The organism is Stenotrophomonas sp. 107298_Sma (assembly GCF_056480345.1).
Map to the genome: position 1 here is coordinate 3813736 of NZ_CM151094.1, position 18950 is coordinate 3832685.

Annotated in this window: 20 protein-coding genes; 6 read left to right on the top strand and 14 right to left on the bottom strand. The window is 67.1% G+C overall.

Annotated elements, in window-relative coordinates; genetic code table 11:
• The first annotated feature begins 26 nt into the window (after window positions 1-26).
• The gene (locus ACZK2G_RS17780; protein WP_046983021.1) at window positions 27-899 is read left to right on the top strand and encodes an ion transporter; all 873 of its coding nucleotides are present in this window, start codon (window positions 27-29) and stop codon (window positions 897-899) included.
• Window positions 900-964: 65 nt separating this feature from the next.
• On the opposite strand, the gene ACZK2G_RS17785 is transcribed toward ACZK2G_RS17780, so the two are convergent.
• From ACZK2G_RS17785 to ACZK2G_RS17795, 3 genes are all read right to left on the bottom strand, one after another.
• On the bottom strand, window positions 965-1894 hold the full coding sequence (locus ACZK2G_RS17785) for a YiiG family protein (RefSeq protein ID WP_211195217.1): 930 nt from the start codon (window positions 1892-1894) through the stop codon (window positions 965-967).
• 178 nt (window positions 1895-2072) lie between these two features.
• Window positions 2073-3065, bottom strand: coding sequence for a YiiG family protein (locus ACZK2G_RS17790; protein ID WP_478474004.1), 993 nt, complete (start codon window positions 3063-3065; stop codon window positions 2073-2075).
• Window positions 3066-3144: 79 nt separating this feature from the next.
• Window positions 3145-3963 (bottom strand): SDR family oxidoreductase, encoded by an 819-nt coding sequence (locus ACZK2G_RS17795; RefSeq protein ID WP_046983024.1) that lies wholly within the window; start codon window positions 3961-3963, stop codon window positions 3145-3147.
• A gap of 108 nt (window positions 3964-4071) precedes the next feature.
• Between ACZK2G_RS17795 and ACZK2G_RS17800 the strand changes: the two genes are divergently transcribed.
• The gene (locus tag ACZK2G_RS17800; RefSeq protein ID WP_478474005.1) at window positions 4072-4755 is read left to right on the top strand and encodes a hypothetical protein; all 684 of its coding nucleotides are present in this window, start codon (window positions 4072-4074) and stop codon (window positions 4753-4755) included.
• A 63-nt stretch (window positions 4756-4818) separates the two neighbouring features.
• Here ACZK2G_RS17800 and ACZK2G_RS17805 read toward each other — a convergent pair whose 3' ends face one another.
• Together ACZK2G_RS17805 and ACZK2G_RS17810 are read right to left on the bottom strand one after the other, a co-directional pair.
• Entirely contained in the window at window positions 4819-5325 is a 507-nt protein-coding gene (locus tag ACZK2G_RS17805) for a DUF2867 domain-containing protein (protein WP_049444402.1), read from the bottom strand.
• Window positions 5322-5984, bottom strand: coding sequence for a serine/threonine-protein kinase (locus ACZK2G_RS17810; protein WP_006389922.1), 663 nt, complete (start codon window positions 5982-5984; stop codon window positions 5322-5324). The genes ACZK2G_RS17805 and ACZK2G_RS17810 overlap by 4 nt, the downstream gene beginning before the upstream one ends.
• Before the next feature lie 85 nt (window positions 5985-6069).
• On the opposite strand from ACZK2G_RS17810, the gene ACZK2G_RS17815 reads away from it, so the two are divergent.
• Window positions 6070-8064: a bifunctional DedA family/phosphatase PAP2 family protein gene (locus tag ACZK2G_RS17815; protein WP_136639598.1), complete on the top strand. Its 1995-nt coding sequence runs from the start codon at window positions 6070-6072 to the stop codon at window positions 8062-8064.
• 72 nt (window positions 8065-8136) lie between these two features.
• Here ACZK2G_RS17815 and ACZK2G_RS17820 read toward each other — a convergent pair whose 3' ends face one another.
• The 3 genes from ACZK2G_RS17820 to ACZK2G_RS17830 all read right to left on the bottom strand — a co-directional run bounded on the left by ACZK2G_RS17820 (window position 8137) and on the right by ACZK2G_RS17830 (window position 10968).
• The gene (locus ACZK2G_RS17820; RefSeq protein ID WP_006389956.1) at window positions 8137-8715 is read right to left on the bottom strand and encodes an LON peptidase substrate-binding domain-containing protein; all 579 of its coding nucleotides are present in this window, start codon (window positions 8713-8715) and stop codon (window positions 8137-8139) included.
• Window positions 8712-10076: a UDP-N-acetylmuramate:L-alanyl-gamma-D-glutamyl-meso-diaminopimelate ligase gene (mpl, locus tag ACZK2G_RS17825; RefSeq protein ID WP_478474007.1), complete on the bottom strand. Its 1365-nt coding sequence runs from the start codon at window positions 10074-10076 to the stop codon at window positions 8712-8714. Before mpl ends, ACZK2G_RS17820 begins: the two co-directional genes overlap by 4 nt.
• A gap of 328 nt (window positions 10077-10404) precedes the next feature.
• Window positions 10405-10968 (bottom strand): adenylate kinase, encoded by a 564-nt coding sequence (locus ACZK2G_RS17830; protein WP_012512023.1) that lies wholly within the window; start codon window positions 10966-10968, stop codon window positions 10405-10407.
• A 136-nt stretch (window positions 10969-11104) separates the two neighbouring features.
• Here ACZK2G_RS17830 and ACZK2G_RS17835 point away from each other — a divergent pair, with 136 nt between their 5' ends.
• Both ACZK2G_RS17835 and ACZK2G_RS17840 read left to right on the top strand, forming a co-directional pair.
• Complete coding sequence (locus tag ACZK2G_RS17835; RefSeq protein ID WP_046983029.1) at window positions 11105-12361, top strand: 6-phosphofructokinase; 1257 nt, start codon at window positions 11105-11107, stop codon at window positions 12359-12361.
• 118 nt (window positions 12362-12479) lie between these two features.
• Window positions 12480-12869 (top strand): DUF488 domain-containing protein, encoded by a 390-nt coding sequence (locus ACZK2G_RS17840; RefSeq protein WP_478474008.1) that lies wholly within the window; start codon window positions 12480-12482, stop codon window positions 12867-12869.
• 72 nt (window positions 12870-12941) lie between these two features.
• Here ACZK2G_RS17840 and ACZK2G_RS17845 read toward each other — a convergent pair whose 3' ends face one another.
• Window positions 12942-13445, bottom strand: coding sequence for a hypothetical protein (locus ACZK2G_RS17845; RefSeq protein WP_046983031.1), 504 nt, complete (start codon window positions 13443-13445; stop codon window positions 12942-12944).
• A 342-nt stretch (window positions 13446-13787) separates the two neighbouring features.
• On the opposite strand from ACZK2G_RS17845, the gene ACZK2G_RS17850 reads away from it, so the two are divergent.
• Window positions 13788-15815: a sodium-translocating pyrophosphatase gene (locus ACZK2G_RS17850; RefSeq protein WP_046983032.1), complete on the top strand. Its 2028-nt coding sequence runs from the start codon at window positions 13788-13790 to the stop codon at window positions 15813-15815.
• Between the two features lie 85 nt (window positions 15816-15900).
• Here the strand turns inward: ACZK2G_RS17850 and ACZK2G_RS17855 are convergent, their stop codons facing one another.
• From ACZK2G_RS17855 to ACZK2G_RS17875, 5 genes are read right to left on the bottom strand one after another with little or no spacing between them, the layout of a single operon-like run.
• On the bottom strand, window positions 15901-16620 hold the full coding sequence (locus tag ACZK2G_RS17855; RefSeq protein ID WP_478474009.1) for an energy transducer TonB: 720 nt from the start codon (window positions 16618-16620) through the stop codon (window positions 15901-15903).
• Window positions 16617-17042, bottom strand: coding sequence for a TonB system transport protein ExbD (gene exbD / locus ACZK2G_RS17860; RefSeq protein WP_046983035.1), 426 nt, complete (start codon window positions 17040-17042; stop codon window positions 16617-16619). Before exbD ends, ACZK2G_RS17855 begins: the two co-directional genes overlap by 4 nt.
• A gap of 9 nt (window positions 17043-17051) precedes the next feature.
• Window positions 17052-17780 carry a tonB-system energizer ExbB gene (exbB, locus tag ACZK2G_RS17865; protein ID WP_295376903.1) on the bottom strand — a complete coding sequence of 243 codons (729 nt, stop codon included), beginning with the start codon at window positions 17778-17780 and terminating at the stop codon, window positions 17052-17054.
• Window positions 17767-18234, bottom strand: a complete 468-nt coding sequence (locus tag ACZK2G_RS17870; protein ID WP_136639591.1) for a YbaN family protein — start codon at window positions 18232-18234, stop codon at window positions 17767-17769. The genes exbB and ACZK2G_RS17870 overlap by 14 nt, the downstream gene beginning before the upstream one ends.
• A 31-nt stretch (window positions 18235-18265) precedes the next feature.
• Window positions 18266-18853, bottom strand: a complete 588-nt coding sequence (locus tag ACZK2G_RS17875) for a biliverdin-producing heme oxygenase (protein ID WP_253078748.1) — start codon at window positions 18851-18853, stop codon at window positions 18266-18268.
• Between the last annotated feature and the right edge of the window lie 97 nt (window positions 18854-18950).

An 18950-nucleotide genomic window follows, 5' to 3' on the forward strand; every position in this document is an offset into this window, starting at 1 on the left:
CGGAAACCCTGCGGCACAATGCGCCCATGCGACCGTTTTCCGCCCCCCAGCTGAACCCTGCCACCGAGACCGGCTGGCGCCGTCGGTGGTTCGACATCATCTACCGCCACGACACCCGTCCCTCGCGTAATTTCGACCTGATCCTGGTGGTGGCGATCATCGCCAGCATCCTGGTGGTGATGATCGACAGCGTGCAGCACCTGCATGCCGAGTGGTCCACGTGGCTGTACGTGCTTGAGTGGGGCTTCACGATCATCTTCACTGCCGAGTACCTGCTGCGGCTGGCAGTGGTCAAACGGCCGCTGCGCTACGCGACGAGTATCTGGGGCATCATCGACCTGCTGTCGATCCTGCCCGCCTATCTGTCGATGTTCATTCCCGGTGCGCAGAGCCTGCTGGTGGTGCGCGCGCTGCGCATCCTGCGCGTGTTCCGCATCCTCAAGCTGACCCGCTACATCGAGGAAAGCGGCGTCCTGATGACGTCGCTGTGGCGCAGCCGGCGCAAGGTGCTGGTGTTCCTGTTCACGGTGATCACCATCACCATCATCGCAGGTGCGCTGATGTACGTGATCGAGGGGCCGCAGTATGGCTTCACCAGCATCCCCACCAGCATGTACTGGGCGGTGGTGACGATGGCCACGGTCGGCTTCGGCGACATCGTTCCGCAGACCGTGCTCGGCCGCTTCGTCACGTCAGTGCTGATCCTGATCGGTTACAGCATCATCGCCGTGCCCACCGGCATCTACACCGCCGAACTGGCCAGCACCATGCGCGAGGCCGAGCTGGCCGCGCGCCGTGATGCGCGTGGCTGCCCGGACTGCGGACTGGAAGGGCACGAACCGGATGCGCGCCATTGCCGCAAGTGTGGTGGCCAGCTGCCGGATGCGTTCAACCATTGAGGCGCAGGCCGGCCAGCGGCCGGCACTCCCCCTTGGCGGTTACGCATGGATGCGTGCGCCGTTACTCACCGCATGCGGTTGCTGGTGGTCACCAGATCGTTGTAGGCGGCCATCACTGCGGCCTCCGTCCCCGCGGGCGCCGAGCCCACGCGACCGCTGGATGCGCGTTCCTGCTCGCGCTCACGGTCGGTGAATGCCTTGCCTGACGCAAGGCGATCGACACGACGCCCGGCATCGCGGATCAGTACGTCGGTCGATCGCTGCACATGTGCCCACAGCGGGTTGTCCTTGCCCACCCCTGCGTCCTGCATTTCCTTGACCAAGGCTTGATAGCTGGCCAGCTGCGTGCGCGCCCCCTGTAGATCCGGCGACTCTCCCTGCAGCGACGTCGCCAGGCGCTTGCCGTCCCCCACGATGCGCAGCTGGTAGTACGTCAGCGAACGGCCTTCGTCCGCCTCGATCTGCTTGAGCTGTTCAGCCCGGCGTTCTTCCTCGTTCTTTTCCAGTGCTGCATCCAGCGTCTCGCTGGCCTTGAAGAACGTCGCGTACGCCTGCATCAACGGCGCGTGCTGGGCACGCATCCCATCGCCGCCGTCGCGACGATAGTCTTCACGGGTGAAGTACCCATCGGCACTCTCAATCCGCGCATACAGCGACTGGAACGCCTTCTGATACTGGCGCACCGGCTCATCCAAGGGCGTCGCTGGTGCCTTCTCCAGTGCTTCGCTCAGCGGCTGGCCGCAATACTCGACGCGATGCGAAAGCACCTTGCCTGGCGAACGCGGCTGCGCCTCCTTGCCGGTAGGGCCGGCTTGGGGATCCTTGATCCAGCTGGTGTAAGTCTGGAAGCCGTCATGGACGGGCTGCTCCACACCGTTATAGCACTCGATGTAAGCGTTGATCTTGGCCAGGCTGGGGTCGGCCGCAGCCAGCCCCGCGACCTTGTTGCAGCCCGTCAGGCTGGCCAGCGTGCCCAGCAGAAGAAGAGGAAGCATGCGCGTGGATGTGTTCAAATCGATTCCTTGCAGAAACAGAAGCAGCGTGCATCGTCGGCCATGGCGCGGGCAGCCGCTCAGCCAACTGCCGAAGCACCTGCCATTCGGGACCCCAAGGTGTGCCATGTCGCAATCGACCTGCTCGATTGCGACATAAACGACACGACGGAAGCGCGGGTTACTGGCGGTTGCTCTGGAAAACGAGCGTGTTGTATTCCTGCATCAGCTTGTTGGCAGAGCCACGCGGCGCCATCGACGGCGAATCAAGCATGCGTCGTTCGAAATCGGTGTAAGGCTTCTTCTCGCTGACGCGCTGCAGCCGCTCCTTGCCTTCGCGCCGGAAATTCTCGGCCCCACGTTCGAAGCCTTCCCAGTCCGACTTGCCCGGTTCCTGGTCGGCAACCTTGGCGTGCGCTTCATCGGAAATGCGGTTGAAGGCATCCAGACGTTCACGGGCCTTGGCCTGATCGAAATCATCCTCGCTCATCAGATCCATGATGGCCTTGGCTTCCAGCATCATCGCCAGACGGTAGTACTCGCGGGTGCGCCCCTCGGCCTGCTCCAGCGCCTTGAGCTGCTCGCGCTGGGCAGCGTCGTTCTGACGCTCCAGCTCGGCATTGAACGTTTCGCTGGCAGCCACGAAATCCTTGAAGGCGACCATCAAGGGCGCGTGCAGCTGCTTGCCCTTGGCGAACTGGTCGTCCTCGTAGTCCTGGCGATCGTAGTAATCGTGCGCGTCCTTGCTGAGCGGCACCAGCGCCTTCAGCGCCCGCTGGTAATGGCCTGCAGCCGCATCGAGATCGGCCAGCGCCGGCTTGGCAGCGATCGCCTCGGTCACAGGGGCGTCGCACTGCTTCATGTCGTAATCGCTGATCTCGAACGGTCCGTACACGTGCGTCTCGCGCCCGGTCGGGCCAGCGTCGACATCCTTGATCCAGCGCGTGTAGGACTGGATGCTGCCGTGGGTCTTCGAATCCAGCGCGTTGAAGCAGCCGATGTAGGCGTTGAGCTTGGCGGTCAACTGCTGCTGTGTGTCGGACGGGGCCGCGCTGGCGTCCGCCGTGCCGGAGGCAGCGGCGCCGCCCGCAGCTGCGGGGACCTTGCCACCACAGGCGGTCAGGATCAACGACAGCGAAGCGGCCAGCGCCGCAACGGAAAGAGTGCGTGACATGTGTTCACATCCCTGTTGAAAACGATTACAGCCGCGCATTCTAGCGCAGCAGCCCTCGGCCTCTTCCCGCGACGCGCGGTCAATCCAGGAACAGATCCGGCAACAACGGACGCGACGGATCCACCGCGTAACCCGAAAGATCGGTGATACCGGCCTGCGCCAGCACTTCATCATCGATCAGGAACTGGCCGTGGAAGCCCGTCGCTTCGCGCACCAGCACCGCATGCGCGGCATCGGCCATGATCTGCGGCGTGCGGCAGCCGGCCGCATCCACGCCCGGAATCATATTGATCGCATCGGTGGCGATGACGGTGCGCGGCCACAGCGCATTCACCGCCACGCCCTGCGGACCGAATTCCGCGGCCAGACCCAGGGTGACGAAGCTCATGCCCATCTTCGCCAACGTGTAGCCGGTATGTGGTGCCCACCACTTTGGGTCCAGGCTCGGCGGCGGTGCGAGGGTGAGGATGTGCGGGTTCGGCGCCTCCAGCAGGTAAGGCAGGCAGGCCTGCGCGCACAGGAAGCTGCCGCGCGAGTTGACCTGCTGCATCAGGTCGAAACGCTTCATTGGCGTATCCAGCGTGCCACGCAGCCAGATCGCACTGGCGTTGTTGATCAGGATGTCGATGCCACCGAAGGTATCGACCGTGGCCGCCACCGCCGCCTGCACCTGCTCTTCCTCGCGGATGTCGCACTTCAGGGCCAGACCCTGGCCACCAGCCGCCGTTACCGCTTCGGCCGCGCTATGGATGGTGCCCGGCAGCTTCGGGTTCGGCACCGACGACTTGGCCGCAATGGCCACATTGGCGCCGTCGCGCGCAGCGCGCAGTGCGATGGCCAAGCCGATGCCGCGCGAGGCACCGGTGATGAAAAGCGTTTTGCCCTGCAGACTGCCCACGTTCCACACTCCAGCGTATGCAATGAGTCGCTAGTATGCCGCGCCGACGCGGAGTTCACCCGGCCTTGACGATACTCGGGCCTCCAGACAACGCACGAGGTCCACGCCATGCGCCGTTCCCGCCTGTTGCTGCCTGCCCTGGGGCTTGCCCTGCTGACTGCCTGCCAGGGCCGTTCGCCGGAACCCGGCAAGGAGCCGCCCGCCGGTGACGCGCCCAGTGCGGAGAAGGCCGCCGCCGACGGCAAGATGCGCTGGAGCGAGGCGGTGGTCTGGGATGGCGATCTCAACGCCTGCCGCCAGGGCGAGAATGCGGCCACCCGGGATTGCCTGCGCGATGCGATGCGCGCCGGTGGCGCCAGCGCCGATGCCATTACCGCCGCCGAGCAGTTGTCCAGCGGCGGTGAGCTGGCCTATGTGACCGCCTGGCACGAGAACGAAGGACTGGGCATTGCCACGGTCGAGTATCCGTTCCGCGCCAACACCAATGAGGGCACGCGACTGGTCGATGCCGGTGGCAAGCGCATCGACGTGGATGCCGTGCAATTGGACGACACGCTGCGCGCCGATCCTGCCGTACAGGAACTGCTGAAGACCAACCCGCAGGCCACGCCGTTCGCGCCAGCACAGTCGGCCGGTGCTTCGCCGCTGGAGAACGGCGGCATCCGCCTGCTGTACCGCACGCCGCTGCGCGACTGCCACGCCTGCCCGGATGCGGGGCAGTTGCAGATCGCCTACGACTTCGACGCCAAGCGTAACTTCATCGGCCAGCAGGTGGTGCCGGCAACGCCGTAAGCAGGTAGCACCGGGCCATGCCCGGCGGACACAACGCTCAATGCCGCCGGGCATGGCCCTGCGCTACCGATAGGCGCGTACCTGCTTCTGCAGCAGGTGCGGCACGATCAATCGATGTACCGGCGCCACCGGCAGCATGTAGACCCGGCCGAACGCGTTATGGGTATGCACCACGGTGGCCACTTCCAGCACGTCACCCTGCCACTGCAGGGCCAGCTGCACGCGCAGATGGCGGTCGTCGTCTTCCAGCACGATGGCATCGTCATCCATCGACTGCAGGGTGAAGATGCCCAGCCGCTGGCCAGGTTGAGGATCCTCAACAACCTGCACCGCACGCAACGACCCCAGATGCTTCATGCCGAGCAGGCGCATGCCGTGGTTGCGCAGCGCCATCAGCCCGTCGAACCAGCCGGGAATGGTCGTGGCCATATCGCGGTAGGCCTGCAGGGCCGAGCGCCCATCCCGACGGGTCGTCGCCTGGCAGGCGTGCACGAAGTCGGCGCCAGCCAGCTGTGGGCGCAGGACGCTGCCCGCACCCGGCGGGCCGGTCACCACCTGCGCACGGCTCACGGCTTGGGCCCCTGCCCTTCATTGTCTTCCCAATGCAGGATGCGGCGGGTAACGAAGCGGTAGACCGGCTTGCCGGTGGCGAACCACAGCTCGCGCACCCACGAGGTGCGCTTGAGCACGCGCTTCTCCACCGGGGTGAGCGACTCGCGGCAGTACATGCGCTTGTGCTTGAGCAGGTGGCGCAGATCCTCGCGGGCCAGCAGCCGCATCCAGCGCGAGCGCGGGTTGCCGATCACCGCCAGCTGGAAGTCGATCAGCGCCGGCCGGCCATCCTCGGTGACCAGCCAGTTGGCTTCCTTGGCCAGGTCGTTGTGGGCAACGCCGTTGCGATGCAGCTGCTGCAGCAGCCGACGCGCCGAGCGGAACCAGGCCAGATCGCCGCGCGGCGGACGCTGGTACATGGCATCGCCGGCCATGAAACTGCGGTCCAGGTGGCGGCCATTCCAGGCCAGCAGCTGCGGCACATCGGCCATGCCGTGGATGTGCTGCAGCGCGCGTGCCTCGCGGCGGGCCAGCCACCAGGCCGGCAGCCGCAGCCACAGCGGTGTGGCGCCCAGATCACGGCGCACGAAGGGGCCATCGGGCCCTTTCACAAGAAGGATCTGGCCGAAACTGTCGGCCTTCAAAGCATGCGGTGGAGCGTCTGGCGTATGCGGCATGGGCCCATTCTAGGCGATGGCGCCGGTTGCAAACGGTCACGAAGCGGCTGGGAACCAGTCACCTTCACGCCCCTATAATCGGGCAATGGACTCTTCATGGATCGACGCCACGCTCGCGTGGATTGCCGCTCACCCCGTGCTGGCGGGTGCCGTTATCTTCCTCATCGCCTTCTGCGATGCGGTCATCATTCTTGGCGCCATCGTGCCGGCGCTGCCGTTGCTGTTCGCGGTGGGCGTGTTCATCGGCCTGGGCCAGATCTCCGGGCCGTACGCGGTTGCGGCTGCAGCCCTGGGCGCCTTTGCCGGCGACGGCATCAGCTACTGGATCGGCCGCCGCTGGGGTGACCGCCTGCGCGGCGTCTGGCCGTTCAGCCGCTACCCGCAGCTACTCGACCGCGGCGAGAACCTGTTCCGCCGCAATGCGTTCAAGAGCATCCTGATCGCACGCTACGTCGGCGCGATCCGCCCGTTCGTGCCAGCCATTGCCGGCATGATGAAGATGCCAGCCAGCCGTTACGTGCAGGCCAGCGGCATCGCCAGCATTTCGTGGGCGGTGCTGTTCCTGGCGCCGGGCTGGATTCTTGGCGAAGCCTATGACGCAGTCGCGGCGGTGGCCGGGCGTCTGGTGGTGGTGGTCGGCCTGCTGGCGGTGATCCTCAGCCTGGTCTGGGCCATCGTGCTGTACGGCTACCGCTGGTCGGCCGCGCGCATGGACAACTGGCTGGCGCGCCTGCTGGACTGGTCCAACCGCCACCCGACGCTGGGCCGCTACACCGTCGGCGTGCTGGATCCCAAGCGCCGTGAATCGGTGCCGCTGGCGATGCTGGCGTTGATGCTGCTGGTGCTGGGCTGGGGCTGGTTCGCGCTGCTCACCGTGGTGGTCGCGCACGGTGAACCGCTGGCGATCGACCTGCTGGTGCACCAGGCCATGCTGGCGCTGCGCAACCCGCTGGCCGACTACCCGATGGCAGCACTGGCTTCGCTGGGCGCCTGGCAGGTACTGCTGCCGGCCACGGCGGCGGCGATGGGCTACCTGATCTGGCGCCGGCGCTGGATGGCAGCCGCGCACTGGCTGGCCGCACTCGCCTTCGGCCTGGCGCTGACCATGCTGCTGGGCGCCACCGTGGATGTGGTGCGCCCGGTCGATGCCAGCAGCGGTTTCGGCTTCCCGTCGGTGTCGGTGACCATGGCCACCATCACCTTCGGTTTCTTCGCGGTGCTGATCGCCCGCGAGATGCCCGGCCGAACCCGCGTCTGGCCGTACCTGGTGTCCGGCATCGTGGTCAGCCTGATCGGCTTCTCGCGCCTGTACCTGGGCGCGCATTGGCTGAGCGATGTGATCGGCGGCATGCTGTTCGGCACGTTCTGGCTGCTGGTGCTGGGCATCGCCTACCGCCGCCGCTTCAACCGCTCGTTCTGGGTAAAGCCGGTGGCCTGGTTGTTCTATGGCGTGTTCGCGGTAGCGGCGATGTGGTACGCGCCGCGCCACATTCCGGTGAAGCTGGAACGCTTCGAGCCGACCCTGCCGGCCCCGCAGGCGATGGATGCGCAGGCCTGGTGGCAGCACGACTGGTCCACGCTGCCGGCGCGCCGCAACGAATTCGACGACGACCAGCGCTGGCCGCTTGACGTGCAGGTGGCCGGGCCGCTGGCACCACTGCAGGCACAGCTGGAAGCGCGCGGCTGGAAGCGGCAGGAACAGGCCGGCTGGCAGCAGGCGCTGCTGATGCTGGACAAGAACACCGGTGCAGATGAACTGCCGGTGTTGCCGGCAACGCTGGACACCCGCGTGGAAGCACTGCTGATGGTGCGCCAGGGCGCGAAGCCGGATGAGCGCTATGTGCTGCGCCTGTGGCCTGCACCGGCACAGCTGCAGCCGGGCAACACGCCGTTGTGGCTGGGCAGCGCGCAGACCCTGCGCTACGAGCGCCACTTCGAGTGGATCGGCATGTGGCACCCGCTGCGCGGCGTCGACCCGGCGTTGAACGCGGTGAAGGACGCCGTGCAGGACCTGCCGCAGCGCGAAGACGTGCACAGCGAAACCGGGCTGCCGGTGCTGCGGTTGAAGACCACGCCGTGATGGAGCCGCCGGGCATGGCCCGGCGCTACCGCCGCGCCCTGGTAGTCGCCAACCTTGGTTGGCGGTTTCCGGTTACGGCATCCAGCCCAGCAACTGCTGCAACCGCTGGTGCGGGTCATCCATCTGCAGCAGCTGCAGGCGCTGCTGCTCGCTCAGCGGCAGCAGTTCGGCCAGCCGCCAGCCGACCCAGCTGGCCTGGTCCAGCAGTGCCGGGCTGGCGGGCGCATAGGCCTCGCCCGCCTGCTCGATGATGTGCCCCAGCACCGTGGCCAGCAGCGCATGCTGCGGCTTCAGTTCGTCGTCGGGATCTTCCTCGCACCAATGCACATCGGCCACCACCAGGCCGTTGTCGCGCACGCGGGTGCGCTCGACATGGAAGCGGCGGGTGCCGCGCAGGCGCAGCTGCAGCACGCCGTCGGCGCCGACATCGAAGTCTTCGATGCGTACCTGCACGCCATACGCCGCAGGCGTCGCCGGTGCCCCCACTTCCTGGCCATCGAGGATCAGGCAGACACCAAAGCCCTCGCCGCTTCGGCCGCTGTCGCGGACCAGATCCAAGTAGCGGCGCTCGAACACACGCAGGCCCACCGCTGCACCCGGCACCAGCGTGGTGTGCAGCGGAAACAGCGGCAGCGAATCGTCGGCGCTCATCGGGCCTGCAGGGCGGCGAGGAAGCGACGCGGCGCGCCGTCGAAGCCACCGTTGGACATGAACACCACGTGGTCATCGCTGCGCACGCTGGACTGCAGCTGCGCCAGCAGTGCGTCGGTATCCGGCACCGCATGCGCTTCACCACGCACGGCGGCGATCACTGCCGCCGCGTCCCACGCTAGCTCAGGACGATGCAGGAACACCACTTCATCGGCAAGCGCCAGCGACGGGGCCAGCGCCTGCGCATGCGCGCCCAGCCGCATCGAGTTGCTGCGCGGCTCCATCGCGACCACGATGCGCGCATCGCCGACCTTGGCACGCAGGCCTTCCAGCGTGGTGGCGATCGCAGTCGGGTGATGGGCGAAATCATCGTAGACGGTGATGCCATCGTGGCTGCCGATCACTTCCATGCGGCGCTTGACGCTGCGGAAGTGCGCCAGCGCCGGAATCACCTCGGCCGGGGCCACGCCCACCGCATGCGCGGCAGCCAGTGCGGCCAGGCCGTTGAGCACGTTGTGGCGGCCCAGCAATGACCACTGCACATCACCCAGTGCCTGCCCGCGATGGTGCACGCGGAACGCGCTGCCATCGGCGGCCAGCAGTTCGGCGTGCCATTCCAGCGAGGGATCGAAACCAAAACGCTCCACCGGGGTCCAGCAGCCCATGGCCAGTACTTCGGCCAGGTGCTGGTCCTCGCCGTTGACGATCAAGCGGCCGCGAGCCGGCACCGTGCGCACCAGGTGGTGGAACTGGCGCTGGATCGCCGCCACGTCCGGAAAGATGTCGGCGTGGTCGTATTCGAGGTTGTTGAGAATGGCCACCAGCGGCCGGTAGTGCACGAACTTGCTGCGCTTGTCGAAGAAGGCGGTGTCGTATTCATCGGCCTCGACCACGAACTCGCGGCCCTGGCCCAGCCGGGCCGAAACGCCGAAGTCCTCGGCCACGCCGCCGATCAGGAAACCCGGCGAGCGGCCGGCGCTTTCCAGCAGCCAGGTGAGGATGGTGGTGGTGGTGGTCTTGCCGTGGGTGCCGGCGACGGCCAGGGTATCGCGCCCTGGCAGGACCTGCTCGGACAGCCACTGCGCCCCGGAAATGTAGCGCTGGCCGGCATCAAGCACGGCCTCCACGGCCGCGTTGCCGCGCGACAGCGCGTTGCCGATCACCACCTGGCCGGTGCCGGCCGGCACGCTGTCGGCGCGGTAGCCCTGGTCCAGGGTGATGCCCAGCTGCTCGAGCTGGGTCGACATCGGCGGGTAGATGGCCTGGTCACTGCCGCTGACCGTATGGCCCAGTTCCCGCGCCAGGGCGGCCACGCCGCCCATGAAGGTGCCGGCGATTGCAAGGATATGTACGCTGCTCATGACCGAGGATTGTGACTGATGACGGCTGTATAGGGCCAATGTCCGACCGGGGGTAAGACAAGTCCTACACAGGATGTGAGAAAACTCCAATCTTCTGTCAGGGAAATCCCGATAGCGATGTTCTGTGAACCCGGACACAATTCGAACTGCCAGCCGCAGTACCCGAACCGGTCCTACTCCCCAAGAGGCCATCCCCAAGGGAGCTCATGCTGCGGGGCCCTGAGCAAGCCCTCTGCTGGCGCCTATGAAACGACACAGGCCTGATCCTCGCGGACCAGGCCTGTGTTTTTTTGCGCCCGGGGGCCGGCAAGGTGCCGGCCCGGCCGGTTCAACCCTTGATCGCCGCCAGGATGCGGGCTTCGATCTCGTCCAGCTCACCGACGCCGTCGACGCGGGCCAGGGTGCCACGGGCAGCGTAGAAGTCGACCACCGGGGCGGTCTGGTCGTTGTAGACCTGCAGGCGCTGACGCACCGCTTCCGGACTGTCATCGGCGCGGCCCTGCTCCTTGGCACGACCGGCGATGCGGTCGACCAGCAGCTCGGTGGCCACGTCCAGCTGCACCACCGCGTCCAGCGGCTGGCCGATCTTGGCCAGCAGGCCGTCCATCGCATTGGCCTGGGCCACATTGCGCGGGTAGCCATCCAGGATGAAGCCCTTGGCGACATCGGCCTGGGTCAGGCGCGACTCCAGCATGCCCAGCAGGATGTCGTCCGAGACCAGGTTGCCGGCGTCCATCACCGCCTTGGCCTGCTTGCCCAGCTCGGAGCCGGCAGCGATTTCCGCGCGCAGCATGTCACCGGTCGAAATGTGGGCGATACCCAGCTTTTCCTTCAGGCGCGTCGCCTGTGTCCCCTTGCCCGAACCGGGCGGTCCCAACAGAACCAATCGCATTGACCTGACTCCAACGTGTTGAAAATTAAGAAGGTTCGCGTCCCGGACGGTCCGGTATCGCTGCACCGCAATAGCGCCACTTTACCGCATACGGGTAATGTCCCTGCAATGTCCCCTCCCCCGAGCAGGTAGAAGCATGCGCAACGGTACTCTCCTTTATGCCCAGTCCGGCGGTGTCACCGCGGTCATCAATGCCACTGCCGCAGCGGTGATCGAGCAGGCCCGGGCCAAGGGCATCAAGGTCCTGGCCGCCCGCAACGGCATCCTCGGCGCCCTGCGCGAGGAGCTGATCGACACCAGCAAGGAGAGCGCCGCGGCCATCCGCGCGCTGGCCCATACCCCGGGCGGCGCCTTCGGCTCATGCCGGGTCAAGCTGAAATCGCTGGACGCCGACCGCGCCCGCTACGACCGCCTGCTGGAGGTGCTGCGCGCACACGACGTGCGCTGGTTCCTCTACAACGGTGGCAACGACTCGGCCGATACCGCGCTGAAGGTCTCGCAGCTGGCCAAGGCCTCTGGCTACGACCTGACCTGCATCGGTGTGCCCAAGACCATCGACAACGACCTGGCGGTGACCGACACCTGCCCCGGCTTCGGCTCAGCGGCCAAGTACACCGCCGTGTCGGTGCGCGAAGCGGCGCTGGACGTGGCGGCGATGGCCGAGACCTCCACCCGCGTCTTCATCTACGAGGCAATGGGCCGCCACGCTGGGTGGCTGGCTGCGGCCGCTGGCCTGGCCGGCAACGGCGATGACGAAGCACCGCACATCATCCTGCTGCCCGAACGCGCCTATGACGAGGCGGTGTTCCTGGCCAAGGTCAAGGCCGTGGTCGACCGCGTCGGCTACTGCGTGGTGGTGGCCTCGGAAGGCATCGCTACCGCCGATGGCCGCTTCGTCGCCGACGCCGGTGGCGGCAAGGATTCGTTCGGGCACTCGCAGCTGGGCGGCGTGGCCGCGCATCTGGCTGGCCGGGTCAAGGACCAATTGGGCCTGAAGGTACATTGGGCGCTGCCCGATTACCTGCAGCGCTCGGCCCGCCACCTGGCCAGCAAGACCGACTGGGAGCAAGCGCAGGCAGTGGGCAAGGCCGCGGTGCAGCTGGCACTGAAGGGCCAGAACGGTGTGATGCCGGTGATCGTGCGCAGCAGTGATGCGCCGTATCGCTGGAAGATCGAAGCGGCGCCGTTGTCGAAGATCGCCAACCATGAAAAGAAGATGCCCGCCGGCTTCATCCGCCGCGATGGCTTCGGTATCACCGCCAAGGCACGCGCCTACCTGTCGCCGCTGATCAAGGGCGAAGCGCCGCTGCCGTATGGCACCGATGGCCTGCCGAAATACGTGGCGCTGAAAAACGTGGCGGTGAAGCAGAAGCTGCCGGCCTTCGAGGGCTGAGTCGAAAAAGGGGACGGAGGGGATTAAGTCGCATCTGCCTCTCCGTCATCTCCAACAGCGTCAGCCGTGGGTCGGATACGACTTAATCCCCTCCGTCCCCTTTTTATGGAGGCCTGCCATGGCATTGCGTGTTGTTCGACTGGGTACACCGCGTGCGCCCGGTGAGGGGCTCCGCATCGGCACGGTGCGACGGCCGCCACGTGGCGTGCCGCGCAGTGAGTTCGCCCGGCAGGACTGGTACGACGTGTGGTTCCCGACCCTGTCGCCCAGCGCGGAACTGGTGAAGCAGGCGCATGAGGCGAAGACGGAGGCCGACTGGAATGCGTTCTTCCGCCACTACAAGGCCGAGATGAAGGCACCCGATGCGGCGCGCGCGCTGGACCTGCTGGCCGCGATGTCGCAGCACAGCGACATCAGCGTGGGGTGCTACTGCGAGGACGAGGCGCATTGCCACCGCACGGCGCTGCGCGAGCTACTGGTGGCGCGCGGGGCGACGCTGGCGGAGTGATGATTGCAGGGTTGCCGGCCAGCGGCCGGCACTACCCGTGGATGACCGCGTGGGTACACCGCCCACGCAATTTCAATTGCAGGCCTTGCCCTCCATCTGCAGCTGCGCGGCGAACATCGTCACCTGCGGGATCTTGCCGGCAGCGGCCTGCTTCTTCGCCTCTTCCAGATAGATGCGCGACTGGCCCTGCCCATCCAATGCCTGGGTGCTGTTCACCGGCAGGCGCCACACCCGCACTACCGCCTGCTGCGCCGGGCATGCGGCATTGGGTACGCGGATCACATCATTGAGCTTCCAGCCCTTGTCCGCGCTCGGCTGCGCCTTGGCGTAGTCGACGAAGCGTGCGCGCGGCTGGCACTGCTCGCTGGTCCGCACCGGCGCGAAGCGATATGGCTCGGCAGCCTGGCCGGTGAATGCACCTTCCAGGCGCGCGCAGGCCTCGGGGATCTGCCGCAGCGTGTGCACCGCGCCCACCACCTGTGGCGCACCGACGGCACGCTGCAGTTCGGGGGTTTCGGCAGCCAGCGCGGGCATCGCCGGGGCCAGGACGGCAAGCATCAACAGGGACAGGCGCATGCGGGATCTCCTTCAGGACTGTGCGCAGGCTTGCAGAGGGAGGCTTAACGGGGTGCAAAGGCTCGTGGGTTCATGAATCAGTCCACGTCCCGGCGGCGGGTTCCCCGCGCATGGCGATGCGTTCGTCGTGATGGCGGCCGCGGGCCATGAGGCGCGGCCCGGCGCTACCATCCCGGGGCCGGTGCACGCATACTGCGGGCACCAGGGAATGCTGAACACCGCCATACGTCGGACGACCACCAAGGTCGGTACGGGTTGGTTCCAGGCTGCAGCCCGTCGTCCCCCTCGTGGTGCCGTTCATCGCCACTGGATGCTTGTCCATCCATTCTGCGGAGGGGTCTAATGCTGGAACGTCATGGGCTGTCATTGGCGCTGGGCTGCGCCATTCTCGCGATCCTGTACGGAATCGTCTCGGCGCGCTGGATCCTGCGCCAACCCACCGGCAATGAGCGCATGATCGCGATCGCCAACGCGATCCAGGAAGGCGCACGCGCTTACCTCAACCGCCAATACCTGACCATCGGCATCGCCGGCGTGGTGCTGTTCGTGCTGGTCGGCATCTTCCTCAGCTGGTACACCGCAATCGGCTTCGCGGTCGGTGCGGTGCTGTCCGGTGCAGCCGGCTATATCGGCATGAACGTCTCGGTGCGTGCCAACGTGCGCACTGCCGAGGCCGCACGACACGGCATCAGCGCGGCGATGGACGTCGCCTTCCGCGGCGGTGCGATCACCGGCATGCTGGTAGTCGGGCTGGGCCTGCTGGGCGTGGCCGGCTATTACGCGCTGCTGCTGCGCATGGGCCTGCAGATGGACCAAGCGCTGCATGCTCTGGTCGGGCTGGCGTTCGGCTCGTCGCTGATCTCGATCTTCGCGCGCCTGGGTGGCGGCATCTTCACCAAGGGCGCGGACGTCGGCGCCGACCTGGTCGGCAAGGTCGAAGCCGGGATTCCCGAGGATGACCCGCGCAACCCGGCGGTGATCGCCGACAACGTTGGTGACAACGTCGGCGACTGCGCTGGCATGGCAGCGGACCTGTTCGAAACCTATGCGGTCACCGTCATCGCCACCATGCTGCTGGGCAGCCTGATGCTGGCCGAAGCCGGTGCCAATGCCGTGCTGTATCCGCTGGTGCTGGGCGGCGTATCGATCATCGCCTCGATCATCGGTGCGCTGTTCGTCAAGGTGAAGCCGGGCGGTTCCATCATGGGCGCGTTGTACAAGGGCGTGATCGTGTCCGGCGTGCTGGCGGCCATCGCGTTCTACCCGATCACCACCGGGCTGATGGCCGACAACGTACACGGCCCCATCGCGCTGTATGGCTGCGCGCTGATCGGCCTGGTCCTGACCGGGCTGATCGTGTGGATCACCGAGTACTACACCGGCACCCAGTACAAGCCGGTGCAGCACGTGGCACAGGCATCGACCACCGGCCACGGCACCAACATCATCGCCGGCCTCGGCATCTCGATGAAGTCCACCGCGCTGCCGGTAATCGCGGTGTGCGCGGCCATCTGGGGTGCGTTCGCGCTGGGTGGCCTGTACGGCATCGCCATCGCTGCCACTGCAATGCTGTCGATGGCCGGCATGATCGTCGCCCTCGATGCTTACGGGCCAATCACCGACAACGCCGGTGGCATCGCCGAGATGGCCGAGCTGCCCTCGGAAATCCGCGACATCACCGATCCGCTGGATGCAGTGGGCAACACCACCAAGGCGGTGACCAAGGGCTATGCCATCGGCTCGGCGGCACTGGCCGCGCTGGTGCTGTTCGCCGACTACACCCACAACCTGCAGGCAGCCAATCCCGGCCAGGAGTTCCGCTTCGACCTCAGCGATCACACGGTGATCATCGGCCTGCTGATCGGCGGTCTGATTCCCTATCTGTTCGGTGCGATGGCGATGGAAGCCGTTGGGCGCGCCGCCGGCGCGGTGGTGGAGGAAGTGCGGCGCCAGTTCCGCGAGATCCCCGGCATCATGCAGGGTACTGCCAAGCCGCAGTACGACCGTGCGGTGGACATGCTGACCCGCTCGGCGATCCGCGAAATGATTGTGCCCTCGCTGTTGCCCGTCGCGGTACCGGTGGTGATCGGCCTGCTGCTGGGGCCACGTGCGCTGGGCGGGTTGCTGATCGGCACGATCGTGACCGGCCTGTTCGTGGCCATTTCGATGACCACCGGCGGTGGTGCCTGGGACAATGCCAAGAAGTACATCGAGGATGGCCACTTCGGCGGCAAGGGCAGCGAAGCGCACAAGGCCGCGGTGACCGGCGATACCGTGGGTGACCCGTACAAGGACACCGCCGGCCCGGCGATCAACCCGCTGATCAAGATCATCAACATCGTGGCGCTGCTGCTGGTGCCGCTGCTGTAAGGCCCCCTGTAGAGCCGAGCCCATGCTCGGCTCAACGGGCTCGCGGGATCGGAGAACAGCCGAGCATCGGATCGGCTCTACAAGGTCACCGCCCGCGCAGGAAGAACGACACCGGCACCATCACTTCCACCGGGTCGCCGGCCACTTCGGCCGGCGGCACCGGCACCGGGCTGGCGCGCCGCACGGTGTCCAGCGTCTCCTGGTCGAGCAGTTCGAAGCCGCTGCTGCGGCCCAGCTTCAGGCTGGAAACCGTGCCATCGCGGCCCACTGCGAAGCGCACATAGACCACGCCCTGCTGGCGCAGCCGCTCGGCCTGGCGCGGATAGCGCCGGTGCTTCTGCAGATGCCCTAGCAGGCGCCCTTCCCAGGTTGCCTCGGCGCGACTGCGTTCGCCGGCCGTGGTCTGCGGTGCGGTGTAGCGTGCGGCCGCGTCGGCCGCCACCTGCGGCGGTGCGCTGGTCTGCGCGACGTTGGCGTCAGCGCTGTCCGGCGACGGCGTCGGCTCCGGTGTACGCGCCGGTGGCAGGTCGCCCTGCGGCTGCACCGGCGCCTTCGGCAGCTCACGCAGGGCCGGTTTCGGCGCCTGCCGCTGCTGTTGCTGCTGCAGTGGCCCGGTGGCGACCTCGCGCGGCGGCGCCGGCGGTGCCTGCGCCATCGGCGCCAGCTCCAGCATCAGCGCCGCAGGCGGAGCCGCAGCCGTCAGCGCTGGCGCGCGCGCCGCCCACCAGCAGGCCGCGCCGATCAACAGCGCATGCACCAGCAGCACGATCGCCAGGCTGGTCGCCCAGCGCCGCAGTCCACTCATCGCGTGCCCTGCTCCAGGCCGACCAGCGCCACCTTCAGGTAACCCGCCGCACGCAATGCATCCAGCGTCGCCATCAGTTCGCCGTAGGGCACACGGGTATCGGCGCGCAGGAAGATGCGCTGCTCGGTGTCACTGTGAGTGGCCACCTGCAATGCGGCCGCCAGCCCGTCGCGCGCGACGGCCTGTTCGCCAACGCGCAGCGACAGATCAGCCTGCACGGTCACATACACCGGCGCCTGTTCCAGCGGCGTGGCACTGGCGCTGCTGGCCGGCAGCTGCACCGGAACCGATACGGTGGCCAGCGGTGCAGCCACCATGAAAATGATCAGCAGCACCAGCATCACGTCGATGAAGGGCGTGACGTTGATCTCGTGCGCTTCTTCCGGCGCGTCGTCACGGTCGGACGCGGTCCTGATCGCCATCGTCGCGCCTCAGTGCACGGCACGCAGCGGCGCCGCTGCGTTACGCGGAACGGCACGATCGAGGTCACGCGACACCAGCTGCTGCACCGCCGCCGACAGATCGCCGAGCAGGCCACGCAGGCCGGCCAGCACGCGGCTGAAATGGTTGTAGACCAGTACTGCGGGAATCGCTGCGACCAGGCCCAGCGCGGTCGCCAGCAAGGCCTCGGCAATACCGGGTGCAACCACCGCCAGGTTGGTGGTGTTGCTGTGCGCGATGCCGATGAAACTGTTCATGATGCCCCACACCGTGCCGAACAGGCCGACGAACGGCGCCACCGCGCCGATGCTGGCCAGTACACCGATACCGCGTCGCTGCATGCGCGCGGCCTCCAGCTCGATCCGATCCAGGCGCGAGGCAATGCGTTCCTTGATGCCATCGCGGCCTTCCAGATCCTGCGACAGGTGCAGCTCGGTGCGGGCGGCGTCCAGCATCGCCAGCGCGATGCCCTGCTGCGCGTTGGCATCTGCGCTTTCGCTGGGCAGGCTGGGCGCCTGCAGCAACAGCGCGCGCGCCGCCCGCAGCTGCCGTGCCTGACGGGCCAGCTCCCAGCCCTTGGCCAACAGGACGGTCCAGGTGGCCAGCGATGCCAGCGCGAGCGCGATCATCACTGTCTTCACCACCACGTCGGCGGCCAGATACATGCCCCAGGGCGTCAGTGCAGGGGCAGCCACGGGGGCCAGGTCAGCAGGCAGCATCGTCTCGTTTTCCATCAGCATCAGGGGTCGCTGCACGGCGGCGGGCCGTGCGCGGATCATTGGCGTCGTCCACTTCCACGACCGGATTGGGCTCCAGCCGCGGTGCCGGGCGGCTGAGCACGTAGCCGGCGCTGACCGCGAAGAACAGGCCCACGCCCAGCAGCAGCCGCCACGACGGGTGCGCGCCCCAGCAGAACAGGGCGAACCCCACTGCCATGCCGGCGCTGGCAAACGCCTTGCCCTTGCGCGATACCGCACCCTGCTCGCGCCACAGACGCAGCGACGGGCCATAACGCGGATGCGCCAGCAGGCGCTGCTCGAACTTCGGTGAACTGCGTGCGAAGCAGCCCACTGCCAGGATCAGGAAGATGGTGGTCGGCATCACCGGCAGCAGCGCGCCGATCACCCCGAGCCCGACCATCACCCAGCCCAGCGCGAACCAGAGCCAGCGCATCAGCCGTGCGCCTGCACGCAGAAGGTGTCCATCAGGCGAATTCCACTTCAACGTGGCCGTGCACGCTGCGGAAGGCGGCGTCCGCCGCATCGATCACCTGCTGCTCCTGCTCGGCGCTCAGCGGCACCGCATCCAGCGCAGCGGTGAACTCACGCCAGTGACGCGCCGCGCCATCCGGGTGCGCGGCCAGGTGACGGGCGCCGAAGTCGCGGTCCAGGCCGAGCTTGGCAGCCATCTTGTACAGCACGGTGCCGCCCAGGTTGGAGCCCTCGGCCACATACAGCCACCCCAATGCAGCGGGCAGCTCCAGATCGGACGGCAACGCGGCGATGTCGGCGCCCGGCAGGCTCTGCTCCAGGTCCTGCAGGTCGCGTGCTACCTGTGTAAGGCGGCGGCGCTCACCGAGGTCGGGCAGCAGTGCGTCCAGCGCAGGGTTGGCATACAGCGCATCGATGCTGCGGTGGAAGCGGTACTGCACGCGCAGGAAACGGGCAAAGTTGCCGCGGTCAGCGAAGATGTCGCCGGCCATGATGCGTTTGTCCAACGCGCCGTGGCTGTCGCGGGTGGCGGCCTTGAGCCGCAGGCTGCGGCTGTCTTCAGGGGCGATGTGTGCGTTCATGGGGGAATGCCAAGGGGGTCGTCCTGCTGTAGACGTTCGCCACGGGGCTTTCCCCAAGCCCATGTGCACCGATAATGGGCCAGTCCCTTCTTCCACC